The organism is Arthrobacter agilis (assembly GCF_002953615.1).
GTDB lineage: Bacteria > Actinomycetota > Actinomycetes > Actinomycetales > Micrococcaceae > Arthrobacter_D > Arthrobacter_D agilis_B.
The window spans coordinates 1838089-1849478 of sequence record NZ_CP024915.1 but is presented as its reverse complement, the minus strand read 5'-3'; the positions used below and the strand labels follow the sequence as shown (position 1 = coordinate 1849478).

Annotated in this window: 11 protein-coding genes and 2 pseudogenes; 2 read left to right on the top strand and 11 right to left on the bottom strand. The window is 64.9% G+C overall.

Going from position 1 to position 11390, the window contains the following annotated elements; genetic code table 11:
• Nucleotides 1-58 precede the first annotated feature (58 nt).
• Both CVO76_RS17605 and CVO76_RS08845 read right to left on the bottom strand, forming a co-directional pair.
• A pseudogene (locus CVO76_RS17605) lies at nt 59-253 on the bottom strand (prepilin peptidase); the annotation flags it as partial.
• A gap of 217 nt (nt 254-470) precedes the next feature.
• The gene (locus tag CVO76_RS08845; RefSeq protein WP_208739014.1) at nt 471-2162 is read right to left on the bottom strand and encodes an ATP-binding protein; all 1692 of its coding nucleotides are present in this window, start codon (nt 2160-2162) and stop codon (nt 471-473) included.
• 196 nt (nt 2163-2358) lie between these two features.
• Between CVO76_RS08845 and CVO76_RS08840 the strand changes: the two genes are divergently transcribed.
• Nucleotides 2359-3159, top strand: a complete 801-nt coding sequence (locus CVO76_RS08840; RefSeq protein ID WP_208739013.1) for a response regulator transcription factor — start codon at nt 2359-2361, stop codon at nt 3157-3159.
• Between the two features lie 65 nt (nt 3160-3224).
• On the opposite strand, the gene CVO76_RS08835 is transcribed toward CVO76_RS08840, so the two are convergent.
• From CVO76_RS08835 to CVO76_RS08795, 9 genes are all read right to left on the bottom strand, one after another.
• On the bottom strand, nt 3225-3602 hold the full coding sequence (locus CVO76_RS08835; protein ID WP_133082425.1) for an Hpt domain-containing protein: 378 nt from the start codon (nt 3600-3602) through the stop codon (nt 3225-3227).
• Between the two features lie 131 nt (nt 3603-3733).
• Nucleotides 3734-4615, bottom strand: a complete 882-nt coding sequence (locus CVO76_RS08830; protein WP_208739012.1) for a type II secretion system F family protein — start codon at nt 4613-4615, stop codon at nt 3734-3736.
• Nucleotides 4616-4628: 13 nt separating this feature from the next.
• The gene (locus tag CVO76_RS08825) at nt 4629-5564 is read right to left on the bottom strand and encodes a type II secretion system F family protein (protein ID WP_208739011.1); all 936 of its coding nucleotides are present in this window, start codon (nt 5562-5564) and stop codon (nt 4629-4631) included.
• A gap of 4 nt (nt 5565-5568) precedes the next feature.
• Nucleotides 5569-7005 (bottom strand): CpaF family protein, encoded by a 1437-nt coding sequence (locus tag CVO76_RS08820; RefSeq protein WP_208739010.1) that lies wholly within the window; start codon nt 7003-7005, stop codon nt 5569-5571.
• Nucleotides 7002-8198 carry an AAA family ATPase gene (locus CVO76_RS08815; RefSeq protein WP_208739009.1) on the bottom strand — a complete coding sequence of 399 codons (1197 nt, stop codon included), beginning with the start codon at nt 8196-8198 and terminating at the stop codon, nt 7002-7004. Before CVO76_RS08815 ends, CVO76_RS08820 begins: the two co-directional genes overlap by 4 nt.
• Entirely contained in the window at nt 8195-8962 is a 768-nt protein-coding gene (cpaB, locus tag CVO76_RS08810; protein WP_208739008.1) for a Flp pilus assembly protein CpaB, read from the bottom strand. The genes CVO76_RS08815 and cpaB overlap by 4 nt, the downstream gene beginning before the upstream one ends.
• Entirely contained in the window at nt 8959-9987 is a 1029-nt protein-coding gene (locus CVO76_RS08805; RefSeq protein ID WP_208739007.1) for a Tad domain-containing protein, read from the bottom strand. Before CVO76_RS08805 ends, cpaB begins: the two co-directional genes overlap by 4 nt.
• Before the next feature lie 5 nt (nt 9988-9992).
• The gene (locus CVO76_RS08800) at nt 9993-10337 is read right to left on the bottom strand and encodes a TadE/TadG family type IV pilus assembly protein (protein WP_244186317.1); all 345 of its coding nucleotides are present in this window, start codon (nt 10335-10337) and stop codon (nt 9993-9995) included.
• 159 nt (nt 10338-10496) lie between these two features.
• A complete protein-coding gene (locus tag CVO76_RS08795; RefSeq protein ID WP_208739005.1) occupies nt 10497-10709 on the bottom strand; it encodes a Flp family type IVb pilin in 213 nt (70 codons plus the stop codon).
• Nucleotides 10710-11250: 541 nt separating this feature from the next.
• Between CVO76_RS08795 and CVO76_RS08790 the strand changes: the two are divergent.
• Nucleotides 11251-11390 (top strand): annotated as a pseudogene (locus CVO76_RS08790) (uL13 family ribosomal protein); the annotation flags it as partial.

The following is an 11390-nucleotide window of genomic DNA, read 5'->3' as shown; positions in this document are numbered from 1 at the left end:
CCCAACCGCCGTAGACGCCGAGGACGGCGGCGAGCTTGACGTCGCCCATGCCCATGCCGGCCGGGGAGATGAGCGCGAGGACGAGATAGACCGTGAAGAGCGCGGCACCACCCATCACGGCGCCCAGCAGGCCGCTCCAACGGCCGCTGCCGACCGCGGCAAGGACCACCAGGGGGGCGTTAGCGGCCGTGAACCGCAGCAGGACCGCGTTGGGCAGGAGTTTGGAGCGCGCGTCGATCGCCCCGAGCAGCACGCCGAACGCCGCGAGGACCACCACGAGCGGGAGGTTCCAGGACGGCCCGACGAGCGCGGCGCCTCCTCCCGCCAGCACTCCCGCCAGAAGCGCCAGGGGCAGGCGGAGGGAGCCGGGCAGGTCGATGCGGGCATCCCTGCCGGCGAGGGGGAACAGCGCATGGCCCAGTGCCGCGGCGACGACGGCAGCGGCTACGGCCGTCAGGGCGGGGACCACCTTAGACTGACTCCTCGAGGGAATCCTGGTGCATGCGGCTCACTTCGCCGTTGGCCGGCAGGGTCACCGTGAAGCGGCTGCCCTTGCCCGGTGCGCTGACGCAGTCGATCGAGCCGCCGTGGCTCTCCACGATCGACTTCGTGATGGCCAGCCCGAGCCCGGCTCCGTCGATGTCGGCCCGGCGGGCGGCCGGCGTCCGGTAGAAGCGTGAGAACACCTGCCGGGCTTCCTGCTCCGTCATGCCCATGCCGCGGTCCTCGACGTGGAGGTCGATCGTCGACTCCGTCTCCTCCGCGCGGACGTTCACCACGCCGCCGTCGGGGGAGTACTTGATGGCGTTGGAGAGCAGGTTGTCCAGCACCTGGGAGATCCGGAGGGGATCGATCAGGGTCCAGAGGGGGCTCTGCACGTCGGACTTGAGTTTGACGTTGTTCTTCTGCGCGCGCAGCCGGTTCGACCTGACGCTCATCTCGATCAGGGCTGCCAGGTCCACGGGACGCGGATGCACCCTCACGCGGTCTCCCGCGGTGGAGAGGAGGTCGGCGACGAGGTGCAGCACCCGCTCGGCATTGCGTCCCGCCACGTCGACGTAACCCTTGAGGTGGGAGGGCAGGGGATGCTCGTCCTCCATGACCAGCTCCAGGTAGCCGAGCACGGAGGTGAGCGGGGCATGGAACTCGTGGGAGATGTTGGAGATGAAGGCGTCCTTCGCGGAGACCGCCTCCACCAGTTCGGTCACGTCGCTGCAGGCGATGAGGGCACCGGTGATGCGGCCGTCGGCGTTCTTGATGGGCCGTGCGGCGGTCGAGAGTGCGCGCTGCGCGTCACCGTCGCCCACCCAGATCAGCTGGTCCGCGAACGTCTCACCCGTCAGCGCACGGTAGATCGGCCGCCGGTCCACGGTCAGGGGGGTGGTCCGGTCCGGCCCGAAGAGCAGGCTGCCGTGCTCCTCGTCGTCGTCGTGGCCGGCGGCCAGCCTGTTGAAGAGTTCCTGCTGCCGGTTTGTGAGCGTGGTGTTGCCGTGGGCGTCCACGGCGGTGAGCCCGACGTCGACCGTGTTGAGGATCGCGGTCAGGACGCGTTCGCGGTCGATGGCGGCCCGCAGGAGGTCGTTGAGTTCCCGGTCCTTGCGTTCGATCTCGACCTCACGTGTCTGCGCGTTGAGGCTCATCACGCGGATCGTGACGCCGATGCAGAGCATGACGATCGGCAGCAGCAGGATCCCCAGGTACGAGCGGATGAGCGCCGGGTCGAAGGTGCCCCACAACGGCCACGCCGTGATGAGCAGGGAACCGAGCACGGTGAGTGTCAGGGACGCCCATGTGGGCAGCGAGGAGCGCATGAGCCAGAGGACGGGGAAGATGGCGAGGACGCCGAGAGCCGGCTGGGTCTCCGATGCGCCGGTCCGGATCAGGGCGATCGCGATGAAATCGAGCACGGGGACGATGAGCAGGCTGCCGGCCGGCAGCTCACGCCAGGGGACGACGAGGCAGATGGCCAGCAGCACCAGGATCATCGAGAAGCCGAGCTCGAACGTTCGGTTGGACATCAGTCCGGGCCGGAGGAGGGGCGCCGTGACACCGATGACCACGACGATCAGTGTGAGGGGGATCTGGCACAGCACGAATGAACGACTGATGGTGATCCTCGATGCCGTAGCGCGCAGCCACGCTGCACTGACATCCCTAGGCACGCACTATCCAAGGAAAGGTGAAACCCCGCATGCTGAACAACTTCCCGACGCTGAGACCTACGTACTGCCTACCATTATGTAGCCCAATCCGCGTTTTGACCGGAACCCGGCGCAAATCGGCTGCGGAGACAGGCACAATGGGATTCATGACGGATCGAACGGGCTTCAGAGCAGGCCACATGGGGGCGGGAGTCGAATGAGCGACCCGGGAGTTGCAGTGGTCATCGAGGACGACGCCGACGTGCGGAACCTCGTGGCTGCGGTCCTGAAGCAGTCGGGCTTCACCGTGCACCTGGCACCCAACGGACGGACCGGTGTGGACCTGGTCCGCACGCACGACGCGACGGTGGTGACGGTCGACGTGGGTCTGCCGGACATCGACGGGTACGAGGTCCTGCGGCGCATCCGGAGTTCCAGCAACTGCTACGTGGTGATGCTGACCTCCCGCGGGGACGAGCTGGACACGCTCACCGCCCTGCAGTCCGGGGCCGACGACTACCTGACCAAGCCTTTCCGCCCGCGGGAGCTCCGCGCGCGGATCGCGGCCATGCTCCGACGTCCCCGTGCGGTCCCCGAACCGGTAGCGGTCTCCCCGGCGGCCGTGTCGGTTCCCGCGCCTGCTGCGGCTGCTGCTCCGGCTGCTCCCGCGCCGGCACCTGAGCCGTCCCCGGTCCTCGAACACAACGGACTGGCGCTGAACACCGCCGCCCGCACCGTCGTCGTGGACGGGCGGGACCTGCCGCTGACGCGCAGCGAGTTCGACCTGCTGGCCGAGATGCTGCGGAGCAGCGGGGCCGTGAGGACTAAGGCAGACCTGGTGAGGGTGGTCCGTGGGGACTACTACGGCGAGGACACCTACATCAGCGATTCCGACGAGCGGGCCATCGAGGTGCACATCGGGAACCTCCGCCGGAAGCTGGACGAGGACCCGAAGAACCCCCGGTGGCTGCAGACCGTCCGCGGCGTGGGCTACCGGCTCACGCCTGCCCGTCCCTGATCGCCCTACCCCCCCCACGGCGGCCTGCAGGCGGAACTCTTCGAAGCGATGTCCCAGACGACGTCTCAGGCCGACGCGAGGTAGCGGGACTCGAGCTCGTCGATGGTGTCCATGCCGCAGCGCTCGATCGCGGGAAGTGCCCTCCGTGCCGTATCCAGGTCCGCCGAGGTGACAGCGGTCTCGAAGCTCGCAGCCATCGCGGAGAGCCGCGCTGCGCCGACCATCGTCGACGAGTTGCGCAGGCTGAGGGCGGCATCGATGGCGGCGGGCAGGTCCCGGTTCCCCACGGAGCTGGAGAGGCGGAGGTAGCGATCCTCGAAGCCCGTGATGTAGTCGCGAGCGAAGGCCCGAGCGGGTCGGGGGTCGTTCAGCTGTCGCTCGAGCTGGGACAGCACGGTGAGGTCCACCAGTGGCAGGACCTTCGGGGTAGCGTTCGGAAGCACCATGTCAGGCTACGGCCGGAAGCCGATGAGATAACGGGAATCGGCTGATGCTGAGGGATAACTGCGCAATTGCTTTCCTGTTCTCCTGATTCGGTGCGGAGACGCTTCTGACGAGTCATCGGTCGGTCCCACTACTGGCCCGCGAAAGTATTGATCAGATTGAGGGCCGCAGGACCGAGAATGACGATGAACAGCACCGGAAAGATGAAGAACAGGAGTGGGAACAGGACTGCGACAGGAAGTTTCATCGCTTTCTCCTCGGCACGCTGACGACGCTTCACGCGCATCACCTTCGCCTGCGTGCGGAGGACGGCCGACAGGGAGATGCCGTAGGCGTCCGCCTGCACGATGGCCTTGACGAAGCTGCGAAGCTCAGGGATGGTGCTGCGATTCGCCATGGCGAGGTAGGCCTCGCGCCTGCTTCGACCTACCTGCATGTCCTGCAGCGTGCGCACGAGCTCCTCAGCCAGCGGGCCCTTGCCGGTCTCGCCCGCGCGCTGCATGGCGCTCTCGAAGCCGAGCCCGGCCTCGACGGAGATGAGCATCTGGTCGAGCGTATTTGCCAGCTCGAGGGCCATCGCGTTCTGGCGTTCCTGGCCCTTGCTGTGGAGCAGGAGATCCGGGATGAAGTAGCCGAGTACCGTGATGAAGATAGAGAGCAACACGAAGAGCTTGCTCGGATTGGACTGCACCAGTACCAGCCCCGCAAGACCGCCGGCGAGGCAGAGGAGCGGTTTGGCGGTGAGCACTTTGGCAAGTGGCATTGAGGCGGGCCGCCCAGCAATTGCAAGCAGATGGTCGAGCTTCGCGACATAGAATTCGGGCGTGAGCCGGCGGCCGAGCCGGAGGAGCGGTCTGGACCTTTCAGCCGTAGTGCTCGCGGTGCCTATGCCCTGCCTGAGGTTCTCCTGTACCGTGCGGCGCATCTTCGCGTCGGACGTGAACAGCGACCACGCGAGATAGCCGATGGGAGCCGACGTCAGCAGGAGTGACATGGGCAGGATCAGTTCCACGGATTGGTCTCCTTCAGAACTTCAGATCGATGATTTTGCGCAGCCAAAGTCCGCCTATGGTCATCATGACGACGGCACTCGCGATCATCACCCAACCCAGTGGCTCGGTGAACAGCGGGTCCACATACCCGGGACTGAGGACCGTGAGGATCAGCGTGATGCCGAAGGGCATCGCTCCGAGGATGTAGGCGGAGAACTTTCCTTCTGCCGCGAGAGCCTTGACTTGCCCCTTGATTTCGGAGCGCTCGCGGATGGTGTGGCCCACCTGGTCGAGCACTTCGGCGAGATCTCCGCCCACCTCGCGATTGATCTGGATGGCCTGGGCGATCCATGCGAAGTCCTCGTTCTGCATGCGGTGCGACGTGTCGATAAGGGAGGCGAGCAGGTCCTTGCCGAGACTTGTCTCGGCTACGATCCTGCGCATCTCCTCGGACGTCGGGCTGTCCGCCTCGGTCGCGGCCGCGTCGATCGCCCGCAGGATGCTGTGGCCGGCCCGCAGGCCGCCGGTGAGCAGCTGCAGGGTGTCGCCGAGTTGCGCATCGAAGCGCCGCCGACGGCGACCGGTCAGGAACGACACCACCAGATGTGCTGCGGCAGGGGTCAGCAGCAGTAGCAGTACGCCGGCGACAGGCGCGAGAAGGACCCAGCCGAGCATGAGCAGCGTGATCCCGGACAGGATCACCAACAGGTACACCTCGGCCTGGTTCAGCTTCACTCCCGCCGTCTCCAGAACATTCTGGTTGAGAAATCGTTTCGGGTTACGTCGAAGGTAGGAGTCGATTGCCCGGCCGGCCGCCCCGGCGAAGCGGGACAGCTGCGAGTCCGGCTGATCGACGGTCGGCCGCCGGCGCTCCAGCGGCACTGGTGATTGGCGCGGCCGGACGGCGACAAGGCCGAGCGCGATCGCGCCGAGCAGCAGCGTGAACCCGGCCATGAGCAGGACTGTCATGCGCTTACCTCCCGCGCGAGGGAGATGCGCCGAAGACCGCAGGGGACACCGTGATGCCCATGTCCTCGAAACGCTCCATGAAGCGCGGGCGGATGCCGGTCGGCACGGGCTTCCCGAGGAAACGGCCTTTCTGGTCCGTGCCTGCGGAGTAGTCGAAGACGAAGGCATCCTGAAGCGTGACGACGTCACCTTCCATGCCCTGCACCTCGGTGACGTGCGTGATGCGACGCGTGCCGTCGCGCAGTCTCGAGATCTGGACCACAAGGTGAACGGCGGAGGCCAACTGCTCGCGTATGGCCCGCAGCGGCAGGTCCATGCCCGCCATCAGCACGAGGGTCTCAAGGCGTGCGACAGCGTCCCGGGGCGAGTTGGCATGCACGGTGGAAAGGGAGCCGTCATGGCCCGTGTTCATTGCCTGAAGCATGTCCAGTGACTCGCCCCCACGCACCTCGCCGATGACTATGCGATCGGGCCGCATACGGAGTGAGTTGCGGACCAGGTCGCGGATTGTGACCGCACCCTTGCCCTCGGTATTGGGAGGTCGGCTTTCGAGGCGCACGACGTGCTGCTGCTGGATCTGTAGCTCGACAGCGTCCTCGATGGTAACGATGCGATCACCTTCGGGCAGGAACGAGGACAGCACGTTGAGCAGTGTCGTCTTTCCGGTACCGGTGCCGCCCGAGACGATGATGTTGAGCTTCGCCTTGACGCAGGCGTCGAGCAGTTCAGCCATCTCCGGTGTCAGGGTACCGAAGTCGATGAGGTTCTGGACCGTCAGCGGAACCTTGCTGAATTTTCGGATGGTGAGGGAGGACCCATTGACTGCCAGCGGGGGGATGACCGCGTTGACGCGTGAGCCGTCCTCCAGGCGCGCATCGACGAAAGGTGATGACTCGTCGATGCGGCGGCCGACCTTCGAGACGATGCGCTCTATCACCCGCCGCAGGTGTTCCTCCGAGCTGAACCGGGAATCGCTCAAGGTCAGCTTGCCCTGCTGCTCGACGTAGATCTGATCCATCCGGTTGACCATGATCTCGGTGACCGAGGGGTCGTCGAGGAGCCGCTGAAGGGGTCCGAACCCCAGGACGTCGTCCGCAACATCGCGAATCAGACGGCGTCGCTCGTCGGGGCTGAGCGGTACCTGCTCGGCATCGATGATCTGGCTGAGTTCCTCGCGGGCAATTGCTTTGAGATCCTCCTCCGTGATGGACGTGTCGCTGGCGCGTACACCCATGCGTTCGAAGAGCGCGGACGCAGCACGTTGCTTGAGGCCGGCGAAGACGTCGACCTTCGCCGTCCCGGGCTTCTCCGGGGCGTCAGGGATCGATGCAGGAGCGGGCGCGGCCGAGCGGGGCTCCTCCGTTGTTACGGTGGGTGCCGATTCGATGGTTACGGGGGTGGGGGAGATCCCCGCTGCCTGAATCCGGGCGGCGAGATTCACCGGACCACCACGCGGCGGTGGAGCTTGCGCTGCGACTTGGAGCGCCACGCGTGGTCGAAGCGTTGCACCAGATCGTTGAGGCTCTTCGTCGCGGGGTCGCGGACCTTGTCCTGCAACAGGGGGACGCCGCGGTTCGTTGCAAGGGTGATCCCGCGCGAGCGTGGGATGGACACGTCGACGGGAGCGGCGAGGGTCGCCTCGATGTCCTGGACGGAGAGCCCGGTCCTGGTGTCGGCGAAGTTGAGGACGACGTGGCGGGTCTCGGGCATCAGGTTGAGCTGGTGGAGGACGTCGAGCCCGGTGCGTAGACCGCGGACGCTTGGCACGTCCATCCCGGTGACCCATACGGCGTCCGTGCACTGCTCCAGAGCGGCGAGGCTCGGTTCTGTGAGCCCGGGACCGGTGTCGACGACCACGTAGCGGAATTCGAGCGCCAACTGCTGGATGAGGCGCGTGATCTGCTCGGAGGAGATCCGATCGGCATCGGCGGGATTGCGAGGGGCGCACAACGCATAAATACCCGAGGGGTGCGCGGTCAAAAAGGCCTTGAGCACCATCGAATCCTGTGTGGCGGCGCTCGAGACGGCGTCGAGCACCGAGTATTCGGGATTCAGGTAGAGGCTCATGCCCACATCGCCGAACTGCAGGTCGAGGTCGACGAGGACGACGCTCATCGGGGCGATCTTGCCGAGACCGACCGCGAGGTTGGTGGCGATTGTGGTCTTGCCGACGCCTCCCTTGGGTGAGAAAACGCCGATGACCAGTCCGCTCTGCTGCTCGCGGGGCGACTGACTGTCGGAGCGCTGCCGGGTCGCGAAGGCCTGGCAGGCGCGTTCCAACTGCGCTCGTATGCTCGCGATGTCGGACAGAGGGCTGAGGATGTCCCGGACTCCGGCACGCATCGCCTGAAGGGCCAGGTCAGGGTGGTCTTCATGAACGAGGACGACGCTGATCTCGGGGAACTTCACATCCACGATGACCGCCAGACGGAGAGCGTCCTCCATGGCGATGCCTGGTCCGAAGACCAGGACCTCGGGCCGCTCGAGCGCCAGCTGATCGAGGACGGCGTCCGACCCTCCGGACAATGTGCTCGCAGGCAGGCTCTTCACATGGCCCTGCAAGCCACCGGCGACGGCAAGGCGCAACTTCTGTTCGAACTCGGAACTGGGGGTGATCAGGACGAATCTGCTCATCGGTACAGGTCCTTGTTTCCGATAGTGATGGGTTCAGGGCTTTCCGTTGCTGTGGTCGGTTCCTTGCTGAGCCAGACCAAGCCGAACTCGTTGCCGAAGACGAGTCGGGTTGCTTGGTCCTCCGTGACGGCGACGGTCAAGAGCAGCGAGCCGGATGGAAGCGCCTCGGCTTGTGCACGGGCCTGTTCTTCCGGCGGGGCTGCCGGATCGATCTCGGCTTCGACGGCGGCACGCTGCACGGCCGTGACTAGCACTTTGTGCAGAACCAACTGAGTCGACTCCAGCTCAGAACCAGCCGGTCGCACTCCCGGATCCATGGAAATGAAGATGCCGACGGTATCTCCAGGGGCGATGCTCCCGCCGACCGCGCGGTGGGGTTCGACGCCGAACGAGACCTCCTGTAGTCCCTCAGGTACAGCAGGTCGTCCCGTCAAGTCCGCGTCGTCCAGTTCCACCAGCCGCTCGGTCAGCAGCTGTTCACCCACCACCAGATCGACTGCGGTGACCTTACCCGCAGAAGAATCGAGGTCTTTGAGCGCGGAGCCGCTGACCGCGGTTGCGGGCAGGCTCTGAGTGGTGAGGAAGGGCAGGAGCTCTTCCGATGGCGTGCCGGCCGGAACGGCAGTAGCCACGACCAGCACATCGACGGGTTCGAGGCCCTCGATGGCGCGGGCCTCGGCGCCCTGCGTATAGCTGTAGAGCATCATGGCTCCCACGAGAGCGAGGACGACGGCGGCTACGCCGGCCAAGAGACGGGATTTCATGGTGTTGCTTCCTCGAGGGTGAGTCGGACGACGGCTGTGCCCATCATCGGGTCGTAAGAGCCGAGCTTGTAGGCATCATCAAGGGACACCATCTTGACGAATTTCCCGATGATCCCGATGCATTGCGTGGAGCTGCACCTGTAGCCCGGGTAGTAGTTGTCGCGGAAGGAGTCCGGGAAGACAGAACTGCCTTCCTGCTTGAACTTCCACCCGTGCACTTCGAAGGCCGCAAAACCGATGAGGTGGTACACGGCGTTCGATCCACTGTCGCTGACCTGGTCGTAAATAGGGAAGAGGCCGATGGGAGGGGTGCCCGCTTCGATCTTGGAGCGCCATTCCGTGAGCAACCCCACGCAGTTGAAGGGCGCCCCGGTGTTACCGGTGTTGCTGCCCGAGGCGCTCTTCGTGATATCGACGAGAGCCTCGCACTTCCCGGGCGTCGAATTGAGACTGCCGAACCCGCCGGGAGGACCGCCGGCACAGGCAGGAGTCGAGTCGGCTTTCTTCCGGAATTCGACTACCTGCCAGCCGGACCCGTCCTTGAGTTCACATTCGGAGAAGACGATGGGAAATGGTGCGGGGCCCGCGACGGGGCTACCCCATTCAGCGCTTGAGGTTGCCGTCACCTCACTGGACCCGACGCCGAGGGCGTTGGCGAAAATCAGTGACACCCGATTGGGAGCTTGCCCATCTTCCAGCGCACCTGTCGAGACCGTGACCTTGCGGTCGGCAACGCTTATGACGACGTTCTTGACGTTGCTTTTGGCGTCTACGGCATTGCTGTTCGCGAGGCTTTTCGCGAGGGGCGCCGTCGAACGACAGTCAACGTCACTCGTGTTCAGTGCGCACTTCTGAGCGACTGCGAGGGCACTCGCGTCGGCTCCGTTCTGCAACTGCGTTCTCTCCGAATAGACGAATGCGACATCGACTGCGAGGGCGCTGAAACCGAGGAGGACGACCATGAGTAGGGCCACCAGGACACTCACCCCACCCCGTTCCTGGCTGAGGACTGGGTTATTCGCCATGCCGGTTATCCTCCGCACAGCATGACCGCAGTAGCGCTGATCGTGAAGGGTCCGACTAATCCGGTGAGGGTTCCCAAGTCGTAGCGGATGGTAACGCTCGCCGACGGATTTGTCGTGCTTGCACTGGAGGCACAGTTCTCGATCGTGATATTGGCCGGGCCCAGTGCGGGGTTGAGCGTCGGCGCTGAGGCTACAGCTTTGGCACTCCCGGCAGCAGTGTTACCAGAAATCGCGACCACTCGAACACTTTCGCGTGCCGCCTGATTCAGCACGGCCTGGGTGTTCAATGCCCGCCCGAACTCCATCGTGCCAATCAGGAGAAGGATGAGTACAGGAAGGAGGATGGCCATCTCCACAGCGACGGATCCCCTCTCAGACCCTGAACGACTCATCAGTTTTCCTAACGACAGGAAGAGCAGCGGCCTCGGTGTGATGCCGCCGCTCTTCGTACTGTGCAGAGCGCGAACCGTGTCAATGCATCGGTGCAAGCGCTGTGTGACGAGTGGAGGTTACGTAGTGGTGAGCTTGAGCTTGGTGGCAAGGCCGTTGAAGAAGGTGTTCAGCTGGGTGCCGAACAGCCCGACGCCGACCAGAAGGACGACAGCGATGAGGGCGACCATGATGCCGTACTCGACGGCGGTGGCGCCGGTCTCCTCACGGCGGAGGCGGGACTGGACGGTGAAACCGAGGGTGTGCAGGCTAGCTGCGAGGTGAGCGATCATGATGAAACTCCTGAGGGGACGGAAGTACGGCTGACCCAGCGCCAGCACTGCCAGAAAGCTAGCAACCGAATCCCTGCAGAATCGGTAGTTGATCCGATCCTGAGAGAATCGACGCAATCCTGTACCTGGCATGCGCAGAACCTGCGCTCGCCCTGCCCGTTGGCGGTCCTTGTCCCGTTTCCTGCGGGTTCGCTGGCGCGGCGTCGCACGCCGGCAAACTCGAGTCCGGGCCGCCGCCTGGGCAGCATCGCCGGCCGGCGAACCGACGGACGGGCGAAGGAGCAGGCCATTTTGACCTGGGGCACGGCGCAGGATAACCTTGGTAGTCGTTGTGCGTATCCCAGCTCGATACGTCTGCGCCCCACGGAGCGGTTCAGTTGCAGAACCACCTGGCCCGGGGGCGGAGCCGAGATTTACGGGATAACTGGTCGTATTTCAGCCCTCACCTGAAGTTCCGGTAGCGCATGAATAAGCTGAGCCCGCGGGCACGGAGATCTCCGTGGATGTGGGCGACACCGAAATAGAAACGAAGGCCAACACCGTGCGTACGTACACCCCGAAGCCAGGCGATATCTCCCGCCAGTGGCACGTCATCGACGCCACTGACGTAGTCCTAGGCCGTCTTGCCAGCCAGACCGCAACACTGCTGCGCGGAAAGCACAAGCCGACCTTTGCCCCCCA